The sequence below is a fragment of the Paracoccus bogoriensis genome (assembly GCF_019431455.1).
GTDB lineage: Bacteria > Pseudomonadota > Alphaproteobacteria > Rhodobacterales > Rhodobacteraceae > Paracoccus > Paracoccus bogoriensis.
The window spans coordinates 37768-61507 of sequence record NZ_JAHYSR010000023.1 but is presented as its reverse complement, the minus strand read 5'-3'; the positions used below and the strand labels follow the sequence as shown (position 1 = coordinate 61507).

Here is a 23740-nt window from a genome sequence, read left to right as displayed (position 1 = left end):
ACCCCGAGCCTGCGGCTCAGGGAGAGCAACGCCACCCCTCACCCCACGAAGTTCAACATCGGGCGGGACATTCCCCCTGCTGGATCCGGAACAGCCTGAAGGCCAGCCCGTCGCAGCTGCGCATCATGCATGTCGAGGGCGACAGCATGGCGCCGACGCTGCTGAGCGGCGACGCGGTACTGGTCGACATGACCCGCCGCACCCCCAACCCGCCCGGCATCTTCGTGCTGGACGACGGGATGGGCCTGGTGGCCAAGCGGCTTGAGCACATCCCGAACAGCGACCCGCCCGCGGTGCGCGTCATCTCCGACAACAAACACTACCCCGAATACGAGCGAACGGCCGACGAGATCCACATCGTCGGCCGCATCCGCTGGTTCGCGCGGGAGATTTGAGGTGATCGGGTTCAGGGAGATCGACGATACCGATCCGGCGCTCGCGTTCTCGCCGCTGGTGCGCGGGGTCGAGAAGACGTTTGCCTGGATCGGCGAGCATGGCGGCATTCCCCTGACGCCGTCCAAGGCGTTCAAGCGGGTCTTCGTGCACTGGGCGGCGGCCGCGTTCGACTGGCCCGGCCACACAGAGTCGGACCTTTTCGCCGTTAACAAGGTTCTGAACGAGCCGGACTTCGCCCCGCTCATGGTTCTGCACGACCTGATGATCGCGATGAAGCTCGGGCGACACTACAAGGGCGAGTTCCGCCTGACCAAGGCAGGCCAGGCGCTGGCCGGCCATCCCGGCCGGATCTTCGGCACCGTCGTCCCGTTCTTTCTGTTTCGCATCAACCACGCCAGCATGTCGCGCTTCGACGACGCACCGATCCTCGGCAACTGGAACGTGTTCCTGAACGTCCTGAACATCGAGACCGAGGACGGTGCCACCGGCGGCTACCTCCGCCGCGTGCTCTTCGGCGAACCAGAGGTGGGACCACTCCCGCGCTACGACGAGGTGATGGGGCAGCTCTACATCCAGGTGCTGCGCCCGCTGTGTTGGGCGGGGCTGCTGCAGCAGGGGCGCGGCAAGGCCAGCTATCGCTTCGAGGAGGCGGTGTTCATGAAGACGCCGCTGTGGCGGGGGGCGTTGAGGCTGGAGACGGATGCGATGGTGCGTGGGGCGACTCGGCATTGATAGCCTGTGCGCACGTCAGGATGCTCGCGATGCTGCGGCGCTTTCCGTAGATAAGGGTGATACTTGGGAACGCAAAACCTGCGCGTTTGAGACTGACGAAAACTGGGGCGAAGCTGTCTTTCGTCCGCCTTCTGGTTCTGCGATAGCGAAATGCCCCTGATAGCCGATTGAAAGTTAAATGGTAGGCGAATGATCCACAAGAATCCTCATGGCTCCAAGCGGCTCCACTGCCGGGAGCTTGATGGGACCAGGACGGGCATTCTCATTCTGAATGATGAGATGACCGAGTTGTATTTCGTCGGCTACGACGAGTTTGTCCACGTCTCCGAAAATGAGCCTATCTATGTGATTACTGAGGAAGGCAAGGTCGCGTCGCTGCATGCCAACGTGCCGGCTCGTCACTCGTCGAAAAGTGTGGCGACCAAGTTTGTGGGTAAGGATCGCGGTCGCGGAAGCGATGAATACCGTAGCATTTACCAAGGCGGCATCATTTCTAACCTTGCCCTGCTCGGCGTCGACGCTTGGCGGCCCGATGACCTCGTCCGGAGGCTGTCATTCGATGTCGCCCAAACTGAGTATGTCCTGCGGCATCTCAAGAAGGTGCAAGCGCTCGGCCGAGTATCGCATCCTTCTGAAAAAGAGCTTGCACTTTACCGCGCGGAGGCGGGGAGCCTGACCCTGACTGCGGGATACGCGGCAACGTATGGCATCGACACAAGGAGCCTGACAGCCTACCGACCAACTTTCTCGATCGAATTCGCGACAGGAACTTCGCTGGACAAGATAGAGGCGCATCTCTTCCGCTACCTATCCTTCCTGTCATTTGTGCTCGGTGTCCGGTTGGCGCCCGCCGCGGTACGGGTCGATCGATTGTCCTTTGAGGATATGGTCCGCGCCGTCGAGGCAGGCACATATGTTGGCGATCACGAAGTGATGTGGAACTGGTCCGCTGACGAGCACGAGGCGAGAGAATTGGCGTTCCACGGCGCTCCGTTCCTTGCAGCAGACGATGCCGAACTCGCGGCGTTGGAGGCCGGCCTCGTTGAATGGGTAATCCGATCCGAAGAATGGGAGCGCGCCAACATCCGCATGACCGAGAGTCTGAGCTTGCGACGCGTCATTTCCGGCGATCGCCTCCTTGCCGCATGGCGCTGGTTCGAAGAATTACCAAACACAGGGGCTGAAAGAGCATTTGATGAAGCCGCCATCGAGCGATTGATCCGAGCTGCATCGGATGCAGCCCGCGATCAGGGTCTCGGCGATATGGAGAATAGAATTCGAGGAGCTCTAAGACGGATTGGCGAGGAAACAATGCGTGACCGGTTCTCGCGGCTCGTCGATTCGGTCCGGGTCCAGTTCGGCGGAGACGACCTCCCCTTTGCTATGATCGATCATCTCGAGAATGCTCGGAAATTTCGCGGCCGTGTGGCCCACGGCCACTTTGCCCCTCGGGACGAGAGCGAGTGGCGACGTTTCAACCAGGCAACTCTCGCCATGGAAGCTCTGTGCTTCCTGCTGACGGCGCGCGACCTCCCGATGACTGACGCGGGCAAGCAAAGGATATGGTCGCACCCTGTCTTGGAGGGCTACAGGTTGGCCTATCCCTAGCTGCTCGCTGAAGCACGGTTCGGGCCTCGCCCTCTTTTAGAGGAAATTCGCTCACCGTGATGACAAGTGCCGAGCGCTACCATTTGCTCTCAGCTACCCCCTCCTACGACAACCCGTTGTTTACACTTGAATTAATCCAGCGGTGAAGGCGAACACGGAGCAAACCGCCTCAGGAGGTTCGCTCCCCATGCAAGACGACATCGCGTTCGCGCCGCCCGCCGAGACGCTCACCACCGATGAGCGGCTGGCGGAGCTGGCCGCCATCCTCGCCAGCGCCATCGCGCGCACCAACCCACGGGAAATGAACGAGAATTCTCCGCTCGACGGAGACAGTTCGCTGGACATTCTCGCCCTCAGACGCCGTCGTCGGAGACAGGTACAAAACCGAGTTGGAGACGACGCATGAAGAAAAACACAAGGAAATCAGCCGCAAGAGCCGCGCCTGCGCGCCCGGCGGAGGGGATCGACGTCCTGGCCGAGTTGGCGGCGCTGAAGGCGATGACGGTGCCCGAGCTGCAGGGGAAGTGGCGGTTCATGTTCGGCGAGCCCGCGCCGAATGCCAGCCGCGGGAACCTGGAGCTGCGGATCGGCTACCGCATCCAGGAACTGGCCCATGGCGGCATCAAGCCCGCGACGCGGCGCACGCTGGACGCGCTCGCGGCCGAGGTCGCCTCGGGGGCGCCGGGCCCGTTGATTGCCGATCCCCGTCGCCCGATCCCCGGCACCAAATTGGTGCGCGAGTGGCAGGGCGAAGAGCAGATCGTCACCGTCCTGACCGACGGCTTCGAATGGCAGGGGTGGAGGTTCAAGTCGCTCTCGGCCGCGGTGCGGGCGATCACCGGCAGTCACTGGAACGGGTGGAAGTTCTTCGGGCTGGCCCATGGCGCGGAGAGTGAGGCGCGGCGGCCGAAGGCCGGCCATCGATCCAGTGGATCGATGGCAGCAACGAACGCCCGAAGCGCAAGCGGAGGGCTGAACCCATGAGTCGCGCAAAGCCCGAACCCGTCCGCCGTCTGCGCTGCGCCATCTACACCCGCAAGTCGAGCGAGGAAGGGCTCGACATGGAGTTCAACAGCCTCGACGCCCAGCGCGAGGCCTGCGAGGCCTACATCGCTTCGCAGCGCGCCGAGGGCTGGGTGGCGCTGCGCGACCGCTATGACGACGGCGGTTTCTCAGGCGGGACGCTGGACCGGCCCGCGTTGGCGCGACTGATCGCCGACATCGAGGCCGGGCTGATCGACGTGGTCGTGGTCTACAAGATCGACCGCCTCAGCCGCGCGCTGATGGACTTCTCGAAACTGGTGGAGATCTTCGACCGCCACGGCGTCACCTTCGTCTCGGTCACCCAGTCGTTCAACACCACGACGTCCATGGGGCGGCTGACGCTGAACATCCTGCTCAGCTTCGCCCAGTTCGAGCGCGAGGTGATCGGCGAGCGCATCCGCGACAAGTTCGCCGCCTCGCGCCGGAAGGGGATGTGGATGGGCGGTCCGGTGCCCCTCGGCTACGTCGTGAAGGACCGCAAGCTGGTGATCGAGCCAGCCGAGGCCGAACAGGTCCGCACGATCTTCCGCCTCTATGCCCGCTCCAGTTCCACGGCGCAGGTGCTGAAGGAACTGCACGCCCGCGGGATCCGCACCAAGCGCGGCGCAGTGTTCGACCGGGGCTACCTGCTGAAGCTCCTGCACAACAAGGTCTATCTCGGCCTCGCCGTGCACAAGGAGGAGGTCTATCCCGGCGAGCATACGGCGATCATCGACCAGAAGCTGTGGGACGAGGTCATCGCCAACAACCGCGTCGCCCGGGCGGCGGTGGCGCGCACGGCGCAGCCTGCGCTCCTGCGCGGGCTGATCTTCACCGAGACCGGTGCCGCGATGACGCCGCACCACACCAAGCGGAAGGGCAAGCGCTACTGCTACTACACGTCCATGGACGTAATCCGGAAGCGCCCCTCGGCCGAACTGCGGGGGCCGCAGCGTTTGCCCGGTGCCATGGTCGAGGAGGCCGTCATCGGCGAAATCCGCCGCATGCTGCGCACGCCCGAGGTCGCGGCGCGCACTGCGCGGGCGGTGCGGAAGGACCGGCCCGATCTCGATGAGGCCACCGTCGTTGCCGCGCTGGCGCAGTTCGACGACCTGTGGAAGGCGCTCATCCCGGCCGAGCAGGCGCGCATCATCCAGCTGCTGGTCGCGCGCGTCACGGTCAGCGAGGCCGGCCTTGCCATCGACCTGCGCCATGATGGCCTCGGCGCCATCGCGGCCCTTATGGCCCCGCCGAAGAAGGAGGTCGCCTGATGCCCGCGCCCGACACCCTGCGCGTCCACATCCCCCTCGAACTCCGCCGCCGGGGCGGCCGCCCCCGGATCCTGCCGCCGAAGCACGTCGAGGCCGCCATGGGCCGCGGGCAGGATCCCCACCTGCTGCGCGCCATCGGCCGGGCATGGGGCTGGCGGCAGCGGCTGGAACGCGGCGACGTCGCCACGCTCGCCGATCTCGCTGCCGACGAGGGCCTCTCCGACCGCTACGTCAGCCGCCTCCTGCGGCTCGCCTGGCTGGCGCCCGAGGTCCTTGAGCGGCTGGTCGTCCACCGCGAGCCCAGCACGATCAGCATCTACGATCTGTGCTTCGTGGCCTCCCTGCCGTGGGACGAGCAGCCGGGGCGGGTGTTCGACTGAGGATGGGCAATTAGGATGCCTTTGCGAAGCGCATCAGTTCTTCATCGGTCGCATCGAAGCCGACAATGTTTGCCACATTACCAATGATCTGCGCCTTCTCATCTAGACTGCTCAGATCACGGACGACGGCATTCAGGGAAATCTCCTCATCCGCTGCCTTAATGTCGGAGAACATCAGGAACCTACTAGACACAGAGTTCGGGTGCGAAGTCATTGCTTCGAAGACCGCTCTTCTTCTGTCTGAAAAAACCACGACGTTATGCGCTTCCCAATGTGCATGCCGACCCGCGACATCAAGTGAGCGAGTCACATGCTTTGGGCCAAACACCTTCTGAATACGCTGAAAAATCCGATCATTCTCTCGGCGCCCCTTCGCCTCCGATGCTACCCGGATTGCATCAGAGCACGCTCGGTTTGAGGCATTCGCGACACATACGATGGCTGCTTCAAGTCGAGCGGACGGAACCCAAAGCGCAAAGATCGCGTTCCCATCAAATTCTACGCCGTAGTCGCTGGCCGCATGGCGAGCAGCCGCTGAGAAGCACTCCTGAGCCGCGACAAACTCGGTCTCGATGCGCCCGTGACCCATGTCCGAGACCCAGTATCTATCGACGTTCCGCTCAACTTCCACCACGGCCGTAGCGCCGCTCGGGTACATGACCGGCACGTCGACGACGATCCGCCCGTCAAGACCGCGGACGGCCGCCACGCGCGAGAGAGCTTCTCTCACCCTTTCAGTCGCTTCGCGATCGTCGATGTTGATCCTCACAGCAACAGGCCTTGATCTCCGGGGTTCGGGACATCAGGCGCATAGGGACGCCACGCCGCCGAGGCACAGCAACAGGCCTTGATCTCCGGGGTTCGGGACATCCGAACCGTTTATCACATTGATTCTACGACAAAAATAGCCAAGAGCGGTAGAGAAATCTTCCGGTGGATCATCGACTATTCGCCCTTGTTCATCGCATCGCTTTCGAAGAGAACCGTCGGAATTCAGGCTGTCGTAGAACACGTGCTCATGGGGCACGCCCGCGTTGATGAACAGTCCGTTCACTTCGTCCGGCCCATACAGCTTGTTTGTGTGCGGGCGCGGCGGATTGAGTTCAAAGCGATAGAGTGTGGCTCGCGAGCGTCCGTTGGCCTTCTCCGTTTCAAGCTGAAATGTCAGCCGCGTCAGTGAGCCCGGGTAGGCGATGATCCGAAAGAAGACGCCGCGCCGAATTCCACCATCGATCTCGACCCGGCACTCCAGGCGCCGACAGTGCTCGCTTGCGCTATTGTTCTTCGGGACAGACTCCCATCGGAGCGGCTTCTTGAGCCGCTTTGCACATCTGAAAATATGATCTGCATCGTCAAACGGCATAACCATGGTGCTGCTATGATAGCTGCACAGCGTATGGATGTCGCGCGCAACATTCAGCGGACCTCTCTGGCGACCTGCTTCCGGAATCTGGCGCGCGACGCCGCCACCGCTGCGCGCCATTCAGCCATCGCACCCAGCGGCTACGCCTACCACCCGTTGCGGCTCTGTTCCCTTTGAGAGCGAAGGACACAGGGGGCGAAGTTTTGGCGGGGTTGAGATTCAGGTCATTGGAAAAGCGAGGAAATTTCCGACCGAACCGAATACGGCGAGGTTCGCCCGAACAGAGACGGAGCGCCGTTCAGAGCCCGGAACGGGCCTCGGGCGCAGTCTCAGAGGTTCGCATGGGGGAGGCAAAGCCCTTTGAAAACACAACTATTTCCGCTCTTGGCTGGGCGCCTGTCCGTGTTCGCAACAGGGATGATGGCGGAGCGGGAGTCCGTATAACCGGCTTCCGGCGGCTTCCGTGAAATAACTTAATCAATTGTTATAAATACATTTCATTCCCTTCCCTTTGCCTGTGCGTTCCGTCATATTCCGTGGTAATCCGCGTCAATGTGGGGGATATGTTGGGGGACGCCTTGTCGGGGGATAGGCTGGGGGAAGCGATGGCAACGAAGGGTATTCGGAAACCGCAAAAAGCGCTGACCGCCCGTTTCGTGGAGACTGTGACCGCGCCGGGCAAATATCACGATGGGCAGGGGCTTATCCTGCGCGTGCAGCCGAACGGCGCGAAGCAATGGGTGCAGCGCATCACCATTCGCGGCAAGCGCTGCGAACTCGGGCTGGGCAGCCCGCCCGCAATCCCGCTGGCGACCGCACGCAAGCTTGCTCTGGAAAACCGGGGCAAGGCGATGATGGGCGGCGACCCGGTGCAGGAACGGCGCGACGCCCGCGCGGGGCTGACCTTTGAAGCGGCGGTGGAACGCTATCTGGCCGCGAAGCTGGATGAATTCCGCAACGAAAAGCACAAGGCGCAATGGCGCTCGACCCTGGACGCATACGCCCGCCCGGTGCTGGGGCCGAAGCTGGTTGCGGAAATCACGCTGCAAGACGTGCTGCGCGTGCTGGAACCCATCTGGCAGGGCAAGACGGAAACCGCTTCCCGCCTTCGCGGGCGGATTGAGGCCGTGCTGTCATGGGCGACGGTGGCCGGGTATCGCGCGGGGGACAACCCCGCTCGCTGGAAAGGCAACCTGTCCGAAATCCTGCCGAAGCCCGCGAAGGTGGCGAAGGCCGACAATCAACCGGCGCTGGCGCTGGGGGACGTGCCGCGCTGGTGGGCAGCGCTGGCCCAGCGCGAAGGGATGGCCGCGCGGGCGGTAGAATTCCTGACGCTGACCGCTGCGCGTTCGGGCGAAGTGCGCGGCATGGTGTGAGATGAAATCGACTTCGGGGGCCGGGACAAAATCGACAAAACTGACAGAACCCCCGTTGCGACAATTGCGACAACTGCGACATGGAACATCCCCGCTTCACGGATGAAGGCGGGCCGGGCGCATCGGGTGCCGCTGACCCAGGAAGCGGTGGCAATCCTGCAAAGCCTGCCCCGCACGGAAAGCCCCTATGTTTTTCACGCCCAGCGCGGCGGGATGCTGTCCGACATGACGCTTTCCGCTGTCATGCGGCGAATGCAGGAAGCCGAAGTGAAGGCGGGCCGGGCGGGCTTTCTCGACCCGGTAAGCAAACGCCCAGCCGTGCCCCATGGGCTGCGCTCGACCTTCCGGCAATGGGCGGCGGAACAAGGCTTCCCGCGCGACATGGCCGAACTGGCGCTGGCGCATCGCGTGGGGGATGAAACCGAAAGGGCTTATCAGCGAAGCGACATGCTGGAACGGCGGCGCGACATGATGGCCGCATGGGCCGCTTTCCTTCGCGGTGAAGCCGGAACCGGCGAAAAGGTAGTGAAGCTGGGGGCGGCGGGATGAAGCGACCCAGTTGCGGAAAATATCAACGCGCGGTGGTGCTGGCGCGTGAAGCGATCCGCGAAGCAAAGAACGCCCCGCCCATCCGGGCCGACCGAAGCCCTCAAGCGGTGCTGGCGAAGATGCAGGCAAGAGCCGAAAAGGGCGAGGCGCTGGATTCCGGCGCTGTATTGGCGGCGATGGCGGCGGCGATGGCGGAACAGGAAAGCGGGAAGCGACGGGGCCGGGGCCGACCGAAGGGGGCGCGCGCCGATGGCTATCGGGCTTTGCGGGCCGCAATATGGGCGCTGCACGATGAAAGCGGGCTGCAACCCTATCGGAACGTCACGGGGCCGCGCCTGTCACAATGTGACGCAATCGCGGAAGCCATGAAGGCGGAAGGCTTCCGAACCTTGAACAGCTATGACGCGGCAAGGCGGGAAATGGTGGCACTTCGGAAAAGCCTTCGCGGCGGGATGGTGCCTGTGGCGCGACACTGGCAGGCAATTCAGCGCGACATTTCAAGGGCGCTCAAACCGCTCGGGCGGCAAATGCAGGAAATGGGACGGGCTTTTGCCGCACTTGCAAAGCAATCCCGGGCGCGGGCAATCCTTCAACCCGGAACCCTTCCGGCGCTCTTTGCCCATATCCGCGCGCAAACTACCCTTTCCCCCGAAACCCGGCGCGCAATCGAAAAGGTCATGAAAACAAGGCGCTAGCGTTGGCGGAAAATTCCGCATTTATCCTTCAACGACTGACGCCCCGCCTTTGCCTATTCTTCCAGACATGGCCACGGCAACCCCGCCGCGGCTTTCTGGAAAAGGAGAAGGCAATGGCAGAACGTATCTTGCGACGCCCTGACGTTGAAGCCTGCACGGGGCTTTCCCGGAGCACAATTTACGCTTGGATGGCGCGGGGCGAATTCCCGCAACCCGTGGCCTTGGGGGCGCGGCTGGTGGGCTGGCGCGAAAGCGACATTGAAGCCTGGATGGCCGCCCGCGAAGTGAAGGCCGCCTGAGATGAGCGGCGGGCATGAAATGGCCCGGAACCTGCGCGAGCAGGAACCGGGCCGGGGGGGGCGTCATGCGAAAGCGGCGGGCACTCCGACCATAACACACGGCACGAGCCGGGCAAAGCGGGGACGTGAAGCCGACATGCGGGCCGCGCCGGTGGCGAAGCTGGGGGGCGGCGATGACTGACGCGCGGGAAATGACCCTGGCGCTGGGCGGGCGCTGGCATGGCCGCTACGGGGCTGCGCCTTGCCCCGTATGTCAGCCCGAACGGCGGAAGGGGCAAAACGCTCTGACCCTTGCCGATGGCCGCAACGGGCGGCTGGTGCTGGACTGCAAAAAAAGCGCCTGCGCCTTCACGGACATTCTGGCAGCGGCGGGGCTGCGCTCGGGGGGCAATGCGCCCCCGGACGCGGCAACGCTGGCCCGGCGCGAAGCCGAACGGCGGGCCGAAGCCGTGAAGCGGGCGGAACAGGCAAGGCGGCTGTGGCAGGAAGCCCAGCCCATCGCGGGCACGGTGGCCGAAGCCTATCTGCGCGGGCGCGGCATCACCTGCCCCTTGCCCCGCACGCTGCGCTTTCACCCGGAAGCCTGGCACGGGCCGACCGCCCGGCGCTGGCCTGCCCTGGTGGCGGCGGTGCAGGGCGCGGGCTTGCCTGCGCTGCATCGCACTTACCTGCGCCCCGATGGCTCGGGCAAGGCCGACATTGAACCGGCAAAGGCAATGCTGGGGGCAACCGCTGGCGGCGCTGTGCGGCTTGCTGACGGGCCTTCGCGGCTGGTGGTGAGCGAAGGCATTGAAAGCGGCTTATCGCTGCTGTGCGGGCTTCTGGATGGCCCTGCGACGGTATGGGCGGCGCTTTCAACAAGCGGGATGCGCGGGCTGCGCCTGCCCCCGGAGCCGGGGCGGCTGACAATCGCAGCCGATGGCGACGGGCCGGGCCGCGAAGCGGCGCACGCGCTGGCCGAACGCGCGCACGCGCTGGGCTGGCGTGTGGGCATTCTCGACCCCGGAACCGGGAGCGACTGGAACACCATTTTGCAGGGAGGGCGGGCGGCATGAACGCGGAACCTCGCTTCAAGGAAACCCCCTTCACGCTCGAAGGGCCGCAACCGCTGGTGCGCGAAATCGCCCCCGGTGCCCCCTATCCGGCGCACGCGCTCGGGCCGCTGCACGCGGCTGTGGAAGCGGTGCAGGGCATGACGCAAGCCCCGGTGGCGATCCCGGCGCAGTCTGCGCTAGCGGTGGCATCGCTGGCGGTGCAGGGCTTTGCCGATGTGGAAACGCTGGGCGGGCCGCGCCCGACTTCGCTTTACGCGCTGACGGTGGCGCGCTCGGGCGAACGGAAATCCGCCTGTGACGCACCATTCATGGCCGCGCTGCGCGACCATGAACGCGAACAAGCCCGCGTCCAGCGCGACGCCTTCCAAGCCTGGCAGAACGCGCACGCGCTCTGGAAGGGGGAACGCGAACGCATCCTGGGCGACGCGAAAAAGGCGAAGGGCGAAAAACGCACGGCGGCGCAAGCCGATCTGCACGCGCTCGGGCCGGAACCCGCTGCGCCCCCATCGGCTGACCGGACCGTGACCGAACCGACCTTCGAAGGGCTGACCCGGCTTTTCGCGCATGGGCAACCGTCGCTAGGCATCTTTTCGGATGAAGGGGGGCAATTTCTGGGCGGGCACGCCATGAGCAGCGACAACCGGCAAAAGACGCTGGCCGCGCTGAATGACCTCTGGCAAGGCAACCCCATCCGGCGCACGCGCTCGGGCGATGGGCACGCGACACTATACGGGCGGCGGCTGGCGGTGCATTTGATGGTGCAGCCCGGCGTGGCGCGGGCCTTCATGGCTGACCCGCTGGCGGCTGACACGGGCTTTCTGCCCCGCTTCCTGATGTGCGAGCCGCCCAGCGCAATCGGCACCCGCTTTGCCGCGAACGCCCGGCGCGATGAACTGGCGCTGGCGGGCTTCGCGTCGCGGCTGCGCGACATTCTGGAAAGCCCCCTTCCGATGGACCCGGAAACCCGCGAACTGCAACCGCGCATCCTGCCCCTTTCGCCTGGTGCGCGCGAACTGTTGACGACCTTCGCTGACGCGGTGGAAGCGCAACAAGCCCCCGGCGGCGACCTGGCGCATGTCACGGGCACGGCGTCAAAGGCGGCGGAACAGGCTGCGCGCATCGCTGGCGTGCTGACCCTCTGGCGCGACCTGCACGCCCCGGCGGTGGAAGCCCGCGACATGGCCGACGCAATCGACCTGGCGCAATTCTATCTGGCCGAAGCTTCGCGGCTTGCAAGCGCTGCGACGGTCTCGGCTGAAATCGACCGGGCCGAAGCCTTGCGGCGGTGGCTGCTGGAAAGCTGGCCCGAACCCGAAGTGCTGGTGCGCGATGTGGTAAGGCTCGGGCCGAACCCGCTGCGCGAAAGCCCGAAGGCGCGGGCGGCGCTGGGCATTCTCGAAAAGCACGGATGGCTTGCCCCGCTCTACCCCGGCGCGGTGGTGCGCGGGGCTGCGCGGGCGGAAGCCTGGGCAATCGTGAAGGGGGCGGGCGATGTGGTTTGATGTGCGCGCGAAGCTGGCCGAAATCGAAGGCCGTCCCCCTGCGACTTCTGCGACAACTGCGACACAAGCCCCGGCGGCGCGCCCCGTGTCGCAAGTGTCGCAAGTGTCGCAAGTGTCGCAACCCCCCGAAGCCCGGAAACCGCCTTCCTGTGTCGCAAGTGTCGCAAGTGTCGCAACGCCCCCGCGCCCGGAGCCGGACCCCGCGCCCCCGGCTCGGGCCGAAGGGCTGGACCCTGGCCCGGACGGCTTCCCGCACGGGACCGCCTGCGACATGGGCCTATTCCCGCGAACCTGGACTGGGCGCGTTGTGTCGTTGGCGACGTGGCGGCGCTTGACCGAATGGGAACGCCACGGGCCGCGCGGGCGACACTGGAACGCCGTAACCGGGCGATGGGAACAGCCGGAGGGGGGCGCGCCATGACCGGGCAACCCCCGCTGACGGTAGCCGGGCCGGTGCTGCGATGCGGGGGGTATCAAAAAAGTTCGGAACCTTTTTGCATCGGGACCGGCGGCGGGGTAAATTTCTCAATTCCACACTTCGGAAAATCACCCCGTGCCCATCCGGTGCCAGTGAGGCGGACTTTCCACGCGCGGGGACCGACGAACGGGCTTCCGGTTTTCTTGCGGCTTATGGGCAAGCATTGCTGACATTTCACGGCTGGGCCGCGAAGCGAAAGAGCAAATATCGAACCCCGGTGCCGCTGGCGCGGAAACCTCGGGGCATTGGAGCCGATTGCAGCCCGAACCCTGACCGCCCATCGCTGGCGGGGCTTTCGCTTCCGGCATATTCCGGGGCAGGCCTTGTCGAAGTGGGGGATATCCTGGGGGCACGATTTTCGGCTTTTTCAATGAAATCAGCCGCTTAAATGACTGAAATGGCGGAGCGGGAGGGATTCGAACCCTCGAGACGGTTTCCCGCCTACACACTTTCCAGGCGTGCGCCTTCGACCACTCGGCCACCGCTCCGATGCGGTCCGTCTAGCCGCTCTGCGATACGGGTGCAAGACTGTTCACAGGCGTGAAATCCGCCGTTGAAGCTCTGCGAGCTGACGTTTTATCTCTTCCATGTCGTCGCTGTCGGTCGAGTCCGTGGGCGCCTCTTCCCGGTCAGGCTCTGGTCCGGAACTGCCGCGCCAGCCGCCCATCATCGCCTTGAGGAACATCTGTTGCTGGCGCTGGAGCGCGTCAAAGCCGGGCATGTTGGCCATCGGATTCGGCATCGAGGCCATGTTCTCCATGATCTTGGACTGTCCCTCGCGCAGCAACTCGAAACTGGCGGCCAGGAATTGCGGCACGACCGATTGCGCATTCGTGGCGTAGCTGCGCACCAGATCCGTCAGAACGTCCAGAGGCAGCACGTTCTCGCCCCGGCTCTCGTGCTCGGCGATGATCTGCAGCAGGTATTGACGCGTCAGGTCGTCGCCGGACTTCAGGTCCACGATCTTGACCTCGCGCCCGTCGCGGATGAACGACGCAATATCCTCCAGCGTGACGTAATCGCTGGTCTCGGTGTTGTAGAGCCTGCGACTGGCATAGCGCTTGATCAGCAGTGGCGCGTCTTGTGTGGCCATTCCGGCTTCCTTGCTGTTCCGTTCAGGCATGATGAAAGCTGCGACCGGAAAAGGCAAAAGAAAAAAGCCGAGACTTCAACCCGTCACATGGGGAAAAAGGGGCAGGGGCGCGGCAAGGGAAACCCCCGGCGCAGGGCGCCGGGGGTCGCAGGATGCAGGCCAGGGAATCAGGCGGCGGCGAGGTTGCGCAGCACGTAATGCAGCACACCGCCGTTCTTGAGATACTCGATCTCGACCTCGGTATCGACGCGGGCCTTCAGCTGGATCTGCTTCACCGTGCCATCGGCATAGGTGATCGTGCAGGGCACCAGCGATAGCGGTTTGAAGTCACCCGACAGACCCTCGATCGAGATCACCTCGTCGCCTTTCAGGTTCAGCGTCTTGCGGTTGTCGCCGCCGGTGAACTCGAACGGAATGACGCCCATACCGACCAGGTTCGAGCGGTGGATGCGCTCGAAGCTTTCGGCGATGACCGCCTTGACGCCCAGAAGGCTTGTGCCTTTGGCCGCCCAGTCACGCGAGGACCCGGCGCCGTATTCGATGCCGCCGATGACGATCAGCGGCGTGCCCCGAGCAACAAAGGACATCGCGGCGTCATAGATCGAGGTCTGATTGCCGTCGGCGTCTCTGGAATACCCGCCCTCGACGCCGTCCAGCATCTCGTTCCTGATGCGGATATTGGCGAAGGTGCCGCGCATCATGATCTCGTGGTTGCCGCGCCGCGAGCCGTAGCTGTTGAAATCCTTGGGCGCGACCTGGCGTTCGGTCAGATACTTGCCGGCCGGGGTGGTCGGCTTGAAGCTGCCTGCGGGCGAGATGTGGTCGGTCGTGATCATGTCGCCCAGCAGCGCCAGGACACGCGCGCCCTTCACGTCGCTGATCGTGCCCGGCTCTTTCGACATGCCCTGGAAATAGGGCGGGTTCTGGATGTAGGTCGAGGATGCCGGCCAGTCATAGGTCTCGCTGTCGGTGATCTCGACCGCCTGCCAGCGTTCGTCGCCCTTGAACACGTCGGCATATTTCTTCTGGAACATCTCGCGGGTGACGATCGTGTCCACCAGATCGGCCACCTCTTTCGAGCTTGGCCAGAGATCCTTGAGATAGACCGGCTTGCCGTCCGGCGTATGGGCCAGCGGATCTTTTGTCACGTCGATGTTCATGTCGCCCGCGATGGCATAGGCCACAACCAGCGGCGGCGAGGCCAGGTAGTTCGCGCGCACGTCGGGCGAGATGCGGCCCTCGAAGTTGCGGTTGCCCGACAGGACCGACACGGCGACCAGGTCATTGTCGTTGATCGCTTTCGAGATTTCCGGCTGAAGCGGACCCGAGTTGCCGATGCAGGTGGTGCAGCCGAAGCCCACGAGGTTGAAGCCCAGCGCGTCGAGATCCTCTTGCAGGCCTGCCGCCTCAAGATATTCGGCCACGACCTGGCTGCCGGGGGCCAGCGAGGTCTTGACCCAAGGCTTGCGGGTCAGGCCCAGCGCGCGCGCCTTGCGCGCCACGAGGCCCGCAGCCATCAGCACGTAGGGGTTCGAGGTGTTGGTGCAGGAAGTGATCGAGGCGATGACGACCGAGCCGTCGCGCAGCTTGTAATCCTGGCCTTCGACGACAGCTTCGGTCATGTGCTTGTCATTGCCGGGGATCTCGGACGGAGCCGGATCGGGAGATCCCGCCTCGGCGGTCATCTTGGCCTTTTCGCTGGCCGGGACCGAGGGCGCCGCGCGCAGGCCGCGGATATAGTCGCCGAAGGCGCTGGCGGCTTCGGTCAGAGGGACGTGGTCCTGCGGGCGCTTCGGACCGGAAATGGCAGGGACGACCGTGCTCTGGTCCAGCTCCAGCGTCGAGGAATAGACCGGCGCGTAATCGGCGGTGCGCCAGAAGCCGTTTTCCTTGGCATAGGCCTCGACCAGGGCGATGCGGTCCTCGTCGCGGCCGGTCTGGCGCAGATAGCGCAGCGTCTCGCCGTCGATGGGGAAAAAGCCGCAGGTCGCGCCGTATTCGGGGGCCATGTTGGCGATGGTCGCGCGGTCGGCCAGCGGCATGTGGTCCAGGCCTTCGCCGTAGAATTCGACGAACTTGCCGACGACGCCATGGGCGCGCAGCATCTGGGTGACCTTCAGCACCAGGTCGGTGGCGGTCACGCCTTCCTTCAGCGCGCCGGTGATCTTGAAGCCGACGACCTCGGGAATCAGCATCGAGATCGGCTGGCCGAGCATCGCAGCCTCGGCCTCGATGCCGCCCACGCCCCAGCCAAGGACCGCAAGGCCGTTGACCATGGTCGTGTGGCTGTCCGTGCCGACCAGCGTGTCGGGATAGGCCACGGTCTTGCCGTCCTGGTCGGTGTCGGTCCAGACGGTCTGCGCCAGGTATTCAAGGTTCACCTGGTGGCAGATGCCGGTGCCGGGCGGGACCACGCGGAAGTTGTTGAACGCCTTTTGACCCCATTTGAGGAACGTGTAACGCTCCATGTTGCGCTCGTATTCCAGCTCGACATTGCGCTGGAAGGCGCGAGGCGTGCCGAATTCGTCGATCATCACCGAATGGTCGATGACCAGATCGACCGGGTTCAGCGGGTTGATCTTTTGCGGGTCGCCGCCAAGCGCCTTGATGCCGTCGCGCATGGCGGCAAGGTCCACGACCGCCGGCACGCCGGTGAAGTCCTGCATCAGCACGCGGGCCGGGCGATAGGCGATCTCGCGGCTGGATTTGCCGCCATCGGTCGCCCATTGCGCGAAGGCCTTGATGTCATCGACCGAAACGGTGCGGCCGCCATCCTCGAAGCGCAGCATGTTCTCCAGCACGACCTTGAGCGAGGCCGGCAGTTTCGAGAAATCGCCAAGCCCCGCCTCGGTGGCGGCGGCGATCGAGTAATAATCAACGCTGGCAGCGCCCGCTTTCAGCGTGCGGCGCGTCCTGGCGGTGTCGATTCCGGTCTGGATGGGCATCAGGGCCTCCCTGTCTGCAAGAATGGATGGGTCCGGCGTGCCCCTGCTTTGCCCCATCGGAGGGCATAGCGCAAGGGCGGTGGCACAAGATTGTATGCAATCGCATACCATATGGCTGGCTGTTGCTCAAGAGGCACTGAGGACTTTCGGGGCTCGGCTTGACAAAGCGTTGATTGTTCCTGGCCGCAAGGATTGGCTATGAAGATCGCCGTGATGAAGCAGACCCGACAGAACCAGGGCTTGAAGGCTGCCCGGCAGGGTGTCAGCGCCGCGGCAGCGGTTCTGGCGCTGCTCTTGTGGGCGACGCCGCTGACGGCCCAACCGCTTTCCGACATGCCCGCCGATGGGTCGGACGACAGCATCGCGGCCGAAACGCCCGGCAACCCGTTGTCAGACGGGTTTTCCAACGATCTCCCCGCTGCGGATCATGCGCCGGTCATCTCGGCGCCCGATTATCCGGGCCGCACGGCGCCCGGCGTGGCCTTCTCCGAGCGGGCGGCGCCGGCGTTCAACAGCTTTTCGGGCGCCGACGGCCAGACGCCTGCCGTCAGGGCGATGCCGCAGGCCGCGGCCCTGCCGGTGGTGGTCGAGCTGTTCACCTCGCAAGGCTGCTCGTCCTGTCCGCCAGCCGAGGCGATGCTGGCGATGATGGCGCAGGATCCGCAGATTCTGGCGCTGGCCTATCACGTCGATTACTGGGATTATCTTGGCTGGGCAGATATCTTCGCCCGCCCCGAGTTCACCGCCCGGCAGGAAGCCTATGCGCGTGCAGCGGGCGAGCGGTCGATCTATACGCCGCAGATGATCGTCGCGGGGCGCGATACGGCGCTGGCCCCCGGCCCGGCGCAGATGATGGGGCTGATCGACGCGGCGCGCTATCGCCCGGCCATGGTCACCGTCCAGCGCGAGGGCGACGGCTTGAACGGCGCGATCGAGATCACGCCGCTTTCCGATCTGGGCGGGCGGGTTGACGTGTCCATGGTCCGTTACCTGCCCGAACGCGAGGTCGAGGTAACCGCAGGCGAGAATCGCGGCCGTGTCGTCACTCATGTCAATATCGTCCAGTCGGTCGAGACGCTGGCGGCATGGGACGGGACTGCGCCTTTGCGCCTGACAATTCGCCCCGGCGAGAGCGCCAGCGACCAGCCTCCCGACACGCGCCACGCGCTGCTGGTGCAGCAGATGCTCATGCCTTACGGGCTTCCTGGCCCCATTCTTGCGGCGATCCGGCTGGACTGATCTGCCTCTGGGCTAGCAGTCGGTGCAAATTCCGGTCACGAGGCGGGCATGACCGACTGGATCGCCCAGATCACCGGCACGCCCGAGGGCGCCCGCATCGCCTCGGTGCTGGCCCTGTCGGCGGCCTTCCTGCACGCCTTGTTCGGGGCGCTGCAGAAGGGGCGGCACGATCCCTGGGTCAGCCGCGCCGCCATCGACATCTGTTACGGGCTGATGGCGCTGCCCCTCGCGCTGTTCGTGGTGCCGTGGCCCGAACCCGCCCTGTGGCCGGTGCTGGCGGGGGCGATGGTCATCCACATCGCCTACAAGCTGGCGCAGGCGATGACCTATCAGCGCGGCGCCTACACCGTCGTCTATCCGGTCGTGCGCGGCTCGGCGCCGCTTTTCGCGGTCCTGGCCGCCATGGCGATCTTCGACGAAAGGTTCAACGCGCTGCAATGGGCGGGGTTGATCCTGCTGGTCGGCGGCATATTCGGGCTGGCGGGTCACAACCTGCGCAAGCTGACATTGGGGCGCGACACGCTGCTTCCGGCGCTGGCCTGGGCGATGGTGACGGGCGGGATGGTCGCGCTCTACACGACCTATGATGCCTGGGGCATCCGTCTGGCGCAGAACCCGTTCACGTTCCTGGCATGGTTCTTCCTGCTGGATTCGCTGTTCATGCCGCTTTTCACCTTGCGGAGACTGCGTGCGCTGCCCAGATCCGAGATCGCGCCCCTTGCGGCGCGCGGCGGTTTCGGGGCGCTGGTGGCCTTTGCCAGCTTCGGCTCGATCATGCTGGCGACGCGGATCGACGATGTGGGCCGCGCGGCGGTCCTGCGCGAGACCTCGACCGTGTTCGCCGCCCTTGTGGGCTGGGCCGTGCTGGGCGAAAAGGTGGGCGCGCAAAGGACTGCGCTGATGGCGCTGATCGCGCTTGGCGCGCTGGTGGTGGAATTTGGAGCCCGCTGAGGGCAGGAACGGACAAAGACGATGAAGCAGGACAAGGTGCAACCGGCCAGCCCCCGGCCTGTGGTCAAGCCCTGGGTCAGGACGGTGCTGGAATTCGGGCCGCTGATCCTGTTCTTTACGGTGTTCATGCTCTACCGCGACCAGAATGTCGTGCTGCTGGGGCGTGAATATGGCGGCTTCGTGCTGGCCACGCTGGTCTTCGTGCCGGTAATGATCGTGGCGCTTCTGATCCTGTGGCGGCTGACCGGCCGACTGGCACCGATGCAGGTGGCGACCTTGATCCTTGTCACGGTCTTCGGCGGGTTGACGCTGTGGCTGAACGATCCGCGCTTCCTCAAGATCAAGCCGACGATCGTCTTTTCGCTGTTTGCGGGGATTCTGGCCACGGGCCTGTTGCTGCGCCGGAACTGGCTGGGCGCGGTCCTGTCCGAGGCGCTGCCCATGACGCCCGAAGGCTGGCGCATCCTGACCATCCGCATGACGCTGTTCTTCGCCGCCATGGCCATCGGCAACGAGATCGTCTGGCGCACCATGTCCGAAACGACCTGGGTCTGGTTCGAGACCTTCGGCCAGCCTATCCTGATCTTTGCCTTCCTGATGGGCAATGCGGGCCTGTTCAAGGCTCATGCCCTGCCCGAGGACGAGGCCGCAGCCAAGGCTGCGGCGCCGGCCGACAGCGAACGCTGATCCGTCAGCGCAGGGGTAGGGCAGTGGCCGCCGGTCGCGAGCGGCGCAGCCCGTCCGGCACCGACCAGAGGCGCGTCCAGCGGGGCTGGTGATCCTGCGGCAGATGGTTGCGCAACAGCGCCAACGGCAATTCGCGCGGCTGGCACAGCGCCCGACGATACAGATCGAACAGCCCGCCCCGGAGATAGGAGGACCAGTGCGACAGCCGGGCCGCGCGCCGCTCGGTCGGAAAGCCCAGAGCTTCCAGCGCGTCCAGCACCGCCGCGTCGTCGATCTGGATGTCCAGCCAGTTGCGGGCGGCTCCGCCCAGCCCCAAGCCAAGCGCGCGGCGACGCCCAAACGCCAGGATCTGTTCCAACGCAAAGTCGAAAAGATCGTTCTCGCGCGAGGTGACGTTCAGGATCTCGGCCTGCGCGGCGGCGGGTCGCGCCAGCGCCTCGGTGGCCTCGTCGCGAAAGGCGGCGGCGTTCAGCAGAACCAGACGCGACAGGCTGCCTGCCTCGGCCCCGGCCAGGGCCGACAGGCAGACCCGCCCGCCAAGCGAATGCCCGATCAGCGCCACGGGCCGGCCGGCGGCCTGCGCCAGATCGCCCGCCAGCCGCGCCAGTTCTACCCCTGTCTCGCCCGCGCGCAGATAAGCGCGCCCAAGTGCCCCCCGCGCCTCCCACCCCAGGGCCACGGCCAGGCCGGGCGCTTGCGCCTCGGGGGCAAAGCCCAGACCCCGAGGCCAGGACGCGACCCGTGCTGCGCCCGGCTCGGGGTTCAACGACAGGATGTGACGATGCGGATCGTGGCGCGGATGCGAGGGCGAATAGCGATAGCCATGGACCATCACGACCACCGGCGCCCCAGAGGGCAGTTCCGCGGCCAGCTTCCACAGCCTTTGCGGCGGGGCATGTCCGGCATTGACGCGGATCACGGGCATCGCGGTCTCCTGTCATCTGCTGCAAGGCTGATGGCACGAGCCTGCGACAGCGCCGTGAAGGATGTGTTAATGCAGCGTGTCGGCGTTGCACGTCGCCCGGCAACGCCTTCAACGCCGACAGGGGCGGCGGCTTTCGACCGACTTTCGCGCATCGGTTGCAGTCAAAGGGGGCTTCACCCGCTGTTGCCAGATTCCGCATTGAAACATGGGATGCTTCGCCTCTATGTTGGGGATACGCGCGACGCGACCTGCAGGATCGGGCCGCCTCTCGCGCCGACAGTTTCGCAGCGCGGCACCTCTGGTCCAGTCCCCTCAGGGGCAGGCGGTGTGTGTCCCGCGGAAAACCCGCCCTCTGTCTGCGCTGACCGCGCGCGGAGGTGCTGACAGACAGCGGTCCAGCCGGTCCCTGAAGACCGTCGGGCCTTTTGAAGGAACAGACGCGATGACGCGCGCGCAGGAAGACATGTCGGATCACCGGCGGGCAAAGCGCCCGACCGGCCCCGTCGTCCCGTCCGGCGCGCTGCCTGCGTCCTCATCACAACGCAGCCCGCTCTGCGGCGTGCTACCGGCACCGCCCGCAAGGCGCCTGCGCGAAAGACATCCGAATGGCAAAGAAAATGCTGATCGACGCCACCCATGCCGAGGAAACTCGGGTGGTCGTGGTCGATGGAAACAGGGTCGAGGAATTTGATTTCGAGACCGTGAACAAGCGCCAGATTTCTGGCAATATCTATCTGGCCAAGGTCACGCGGGTCGAGCCCTCGCTCCAGGCGGCCTTTGTGGATTATGGCGGAAACCGCCACGGCTTCCTGGCCTTCGCGGAAATCCATCCCGATTACTACCAGATCCCCGCGGCCGACCGCGAGGCACTGATGGCCGAGGAACGCGCCCAGGCCGAAGAGGCCGAGGCCGAAGAAAATGCCCGTGCCCGCAAGCACCCGGCTGCCGAAACCGTCGATGCGAACGACGAAGCGAACGACGAAACTGCGCAATCGGCGGCGGATGCCGATGACGAGATCGAATCCGTCGCAGACGAGGACGTGACCGAGGAGCTCCACGCGCCCCGCCGTCCGCGCGCCCGCCGCTACAAGATCCAGGAAGTGATCAAGGTCCGGCAGATCATGCTGGTCCAGGTCGTCAAGGAAGAACGCGGCAACAAGGGCGCTGCGCTGACCACCTATCTGTCGCTGCCGGGCCGCTATTGCGTCCTGATGCCCAACACCGCGCGCGGAGGCGGGATCAGCCGCAAGATCACAAATGCCGCCGACCGCAAGAGGCTGAAAGAGATTGCGGCCGAACTCGACGTGCCGAAGGGCGCGGGCCTGATCATCCGCACCGCCGGCAGCCAGCGCACCAAGACCGAGATCAAGCGTGATTACGAATATCTGCTGCGGCTCTGGGAACAGATCCGCGAGCTGACCTTCAAATCCGTGGCGCCGACGGCGATCTACGAGGAAGGCGACCTGATCAAGCGCAACATCCGCGATCTTTACAGCAAGGACATCGACGAGGTTCTGGTCGAGGGTGAGCGCGGCTATCGCGTGGCCAAGGACTTCATGAAGATGATCATGCCGTCCCACGCCAAGAACGTGAAGCATTACGTCGATCAGCAGCCGCTTTTCGCGCGCTATCAGGTCGAAAGCTATCTGGCGTCCATGTTCAATCCTGTCGTGCAGCTGAAATCGGGCGGTTACATCGTCATCGGCGTGACCGAGGCGCTGGTCGCCATCGACGTGAATTCGGGGCGCGCGACCAAGGAAGGCTCGATCGAGGAGACGGCGCTCAAGACCAACCTCGAAGCCGCCGACGAGATCGCCCGCCAATTGCGTCTGCGCGATCTGGCCGGCCTGATCGTGATCGACTTCATCGACATGGACGAACGCAAGAATAACGCCGCCGTCGAGAAGCGCATGAAGGAGCGGCTGAAATCCGACCGCGCCCGGATCCAGATCGGTCGCATCTCGGGCTTTGGGCTGATGGAAATGTCGCGCCAGCGCCTGCGTCCGGGGATGCTGGAATCGACCACACAGCCCTGTCCGCATTGCCACGGCACCGGGCTGATCCGCAGCGATGACAGCCTTGCGTTGACCATCCTGCGCGCGGTCGAAGAGGAAGGCACGCGCAAACGCTCGCGCGAGGTGCTGGTCAAGGCGCCGGTGGCCGTCGCCAATTTCCTGATGAACGCCAAGCGTGAGCATGTCGCGGGGATCGAAACCCGCTACGGCATGTCGGTCCGCGTCGAGGCCGATCCTTCGCTGGTCTCGCCCGATTACGCTATCGAGAAGTTCAAGACCGCGACCCGCCCTGTCGCCGAGGCCAGCCACGTCCCGCTGTCGATGGATGCCGAACTGATGGCCCGGATCGACGATGAGGAGGACCGGATCCAGGAGGCCGCTGCCGACAAGGATGGAATCGAGGCCGCTGCGGCCAACCCGCCCGCCGCCGAGGACGAGAGCGGCGAGGTCCGCTCGCGCCGCCGTCGCCGTCGTCGCCGCAGGAAGTCGGACCGCCCCGAGATCCAGGACAGCGCATCCTCCGAAGCCGGCTCGCAAGGCCTTGCCGAGGACGACGAGGCCCGCGATCCGGTCGCAGACGAGACTGCTGCGCCTCAGCTCGTGGGCGGCGAATCGGAAGCGCAGCCCGAGGGCGAAGCGTCGGGCCGGTCGCGGTCTCGATCCCGGTCGCGTTCACGCCGTCAATCCGAGGCCGCGCCTTTGCCCGAGGTGGTCGATCTGGCCGAGACCGGCGACGAGGTGCGCGCCGAGGAACTGCCCGGTGTGAACGGCTCGCGCGATGCCGATATTCCGACCGCCGCAGCGGCGCCCGCCGAGACCGCCACCGATACGGCCGGTGCGCCGGTTGCCGAGCCTGTCGAGGCATCCGCCGCCGCCGACCCGGCCGATGCGCCGGTCGCCGAGCCTGTCGAGACACCCGTCGTCGAGCCGGTCCAGGCGGCAGACACAGCCGAGGCCGCCCAGCCCGAGCCTGCCTTGGCGGAGGCCGTGGCCCAGGGCGAGCTCACGAACCGACCCGAGCCCGCGAATCAGCCCGAGCCCGCGAATCAGCCTGAGCCGGCAACCAGAACCGCCGCACCCAAGCGGCGCGGATGGTGGATGGTGGGCAGTTGATCGCGCGCCATCTCAAACCAGCAGGGGGCGCGTGCTTCGCGCCCC

22 protein-coding genes and 1 tRNA gene are annotated in these 23740 nt (G+C 65.2%); 17 read left to right on the top strand and 6 right to left on the bottom strand.

The window, feature by feature from the left end:
* The 7 genes from KY389_RS11870 to KY389_RS11840 form a co-directional block, all read left to right on the top strand.
* Positions 1-395, top strand: a 395-nt coding sequence (locus KY389_RS11870) for a S24 family peptidase (RefSeq protein WP_246588089.1), incomplete at its 5' end; no start/stop codon positions are given.
* Position 396: 1 nt separating this feature from the next.
* Complete coding sequence (locus KY389_RS11865; protein ID WP_219831182.1) at positions 397-1128, top strand: hypothetical protein; 732 nt, start codon at positions 397-399, stop codon at positions 1126-1128.
* Positions 1129-1317: 189 nt separating this feature from the next.
* Entirely contained in the window at positions 1318-2736 is a 1419-nt protein-coding gene (locus KY389_RS11860) for a hypothetical protein (RefSeq protein ID WP_219831181.1), read from the top strand.
* A gap of 187 nt (positions 2737-2923) precedes the next feature.
* Complete coding sequence (locus KY389_RS11855) at positions 2924-3142, top strand: hypothetical protein (RefSeq protein WP_219831179.1); 219 nt, start codon at positions 2924-2926, stop codon at positions 3140-3142.
* Entirely contained in the window at positions 3139-3720 is a 582-nt protein-coding gene (locus KY389_RS11850; RefSeq protein ID WP_219831177.1) for a DUF2924 domain-containing protein, read from the top strand. The genes KY389_RS11855 and KY389_RS11850 overlap by 4 nt, the downstream gene beginning before the upstream one ends.
* The gene (locus KY389_RS11845; protein WP_219831176.1) at positions 3717-5030 is read left to right on the top strand and encodes a recombinase family protein; all 1314 of its coding nucleotides are present in this window, start codon (positions 3717-3719) and stop codon (positions 5028-5030) included. The genes KY389_RS11850 and KY389_RS11845 overlap by 4 nt, the downstream gene beginning before the upstream one ends.
* Positions 5030-5410, top strand: coding sequence for a hypothetical protein (locus KY389_RS11840; protein WP_219831174.1), 381 nt, complete (start codon positions 5030-5032; stop codon positions 5408-5410). The genes KY389_RS11845 and KY389_RS11840 overlap by 1 nt, the downstream gene beginning before the upstream one ends.
* Before the next feature lie 10 nt (positions 5411-5420).
* Here the strand turns inward: KY389_RS11840 and KY389_RS11835 are convergent, their stop codons facing one another.
* Both KY389_RS11835 and KY389_RS11830 read right to left on the bottom strand, forming a co-directional pair.
* On the bottom strand, positions 5421-6179 hold the full coding sequence (locus KY389_RS11835; RefSeq protein ID WP_219831173.1) for a hypothetical protein: 759 nt from the start codon (positions 6177-6179) through the stop codon (positions 5421-5423).
* Positions 6180-6212: 33 nt separating this feature from the next.
* The gene (locus KY389_RS11830) at positions 6213-6893 is read right to left on the bottom strand and encodes a hypothetical protein (protein WP_219831171.1); all 681 of its coding nucleotides are present in this window, start codon (positions 6891-6893) and stop codon (positions 6213-6215) included.
* A 485-nt stretch (positions 6894-7378) separates the two neighbouring features.
* Between KY389_RS11830 and KY389_RS15730 the strand changes: the two genes are divergently transcribed.
* From KY389_RS15730 to KY389_RS11805, 6 genes are all read left to right on the top strand, one after another.
* The gene (locus KY389_RS15730; protein ID WP_343222946.1) at positions 7379-8149 is read left to right on the top strand and encodes a tyrosine-type recombinase/integrase; all 771 of its coding nucleotides are present in this window, start codon (positions 7379-7381) and stop codon (positions 8147-8149) included.
* Between the two features lie 6 nt (positions 8150-8155).
* A complete protein-coding gene (locus KY389_RS15725; RefSeq protein ID WP_343222948.1) occupies positions 8156-8698 on the top strand; it encodes a tyrosine-type recombinase/integrase in 543 nt (180 codons plus the stop codon).
* Positions 8695-9393, top strand: a complete 699-nt coding sequence (locus KY389_RS11820; RefSeq protein ID WP_219831169.1) for a hypothetical protein — start codon at positions 8695-8697, stop codon at positions 9391-9393. The genes KY389_RS15725 and KY389_RS11820 overlap by 4 nt, the downstream gene beginning before the upstream one ends.
* 113 nt (positions 9394-9506) lie before the next feature.
* Positions 9507-9692, top strand: a complete 186-nt coding sequence (locus KY389_RS11815; RefSeq protein WP_219831167.1) for a helix-turn-helix transcriptional regulator — start codon at positions 9507-9509, stop codon at positions 9690-9692.
* A gap of 173 nt (positions 9693-9865) precedes the next feature.
* Positions 9866-10747 carry a DUF7146 domain-containing protein gene (locus KY389_RS11810; RefSeq protein WP_219831166.1) on the top strand — a complete coding sequence of 294 codons (882 nt, stop codon included), beginning with the start codon at positions 9866-9868 and terminating at the stop codon, positions 10745-10747.
* Positions 10744-12249, top strand: coding sequence for a YfjI family protein (locus KY389_RS11805; protein ID WP_219831165.1), 1506 nt, complete (start codon positions 10744-10746; stop codon positions 12247-12249). The genes KY389_RS11810 and KY389_RS11805 overlap by 4 nt, the downstream gene beginning before the upstream one ends.
* 876 nt (positions 12250-13125) lie before the next feature.
* Here the strand turns inward: KY389_RS11805 and KY389_RS11800 are convergent.
* The 3 genes from KY389_RS11800 to acnA form a co-directional block, all read right to left on the bottom strand.
* Positions 13126-13215 (bottom strand) — tRNA-Ser (locus tag KY389_RS11800).
* Positions 13216-13259: 44 nt separating this feature from the next.
* The gene (gene phaR / locus KY389_RS11795; RefSeq protein WP_219831163.1) at positions 13260-13820 is read right to left on the bottom strand and encodes a polyhydroxyalkanoate synthesis repressor PhaR; all 561 of its coding nucleotides are present in this window, start codon (positions 13818-13820) and stop codon (positions 13260-13262) included.
* A gap of 167 nt (positions 13821-13987) precedes the next feature.
* A complete protein-coding gene (gene acnA / locus KY389_RS11790) occupies positions 13988-16765 on the bottom strand; it encodes an aconitate hydratase AcnA (RefSeq protein ID WP_219831160.1) in 2778 nt (925 codons plus the stop codon).
* A 198-nt stretch (positions 16766-16963) separates the two neighbouring features.
* Here acnA and KY389_RS11785 point away from each other — a divergent pair, with 198 nt between their 5' ends.
* From KY389_RS11785 to KY389_RS11775, 3 genes are read left to right on the top strand one after another with little or no spacing between them, the layout of a single operon-like run.
* A complete protein-coding gene (locus KY389_RS11785) occupies positions 16964-18004 on the top strand; it encodes a DUF1223 domain-containing protein (protein WP_219831159.1) in 1041 nt (346 codons plus the stop codon).
* A gap of 48 nt (positions 18005-18052) precedes the next feature.
* Positions 18053-18955, top strand: coding sequence for a DMT family transporter (locus KY389_RS11780; protein WP_219831158.1), 903 nt, complete (start codon positions 18053-18055; stop codon positions 18953-18955).
* Positions 18956-18976: 21 nt separating this feature from the next.
* The gene (locus KY389_RS11775; protein ID WP_219831157.1) at positions 18977-19642 is read left to right on the top strand and encodes an inner membrane-spanning protein YciB; all 666 of its coding nucleotides are present in this window, start codon (positions 18977-18979) and stop codon (positions 19640-19642) included.
* A gap of 4 nt (positions 19643-19646) precedes the next feature.
* On the opposite strand, the gene KY389_RS11770 is transcribed toward KY389_RS11775, so the two are convergent.
* Complete coding sequence (locus KY389_RS11770; protein WP_219831156.1) at positions 19647-20567, bottom strand: hypothetical protein; 921 nt, start codon at positions 20565-20567, stop codon at positions 19647-19649.
* A 605-nt stretch (positions 20568-21172) separates the two neighbouring features.
* Between KY389_RS11770 and KY389_RS11765 the strand changes: the two genes are divergently transcribed.
* Positions 21173-23695: an Rne/Rng family ribonuclease gene (locus KY389_RS11765; RefSeq protein WP_219831155.1), complete on the top strand. Its 2523-nt coding sequence runs from the start codon at positions 21173-21175 to the stop codon at positions 23693-23695.
* The last annotated feature ends 45 nt before the right edge of the window (positions 23696-23740 follow it).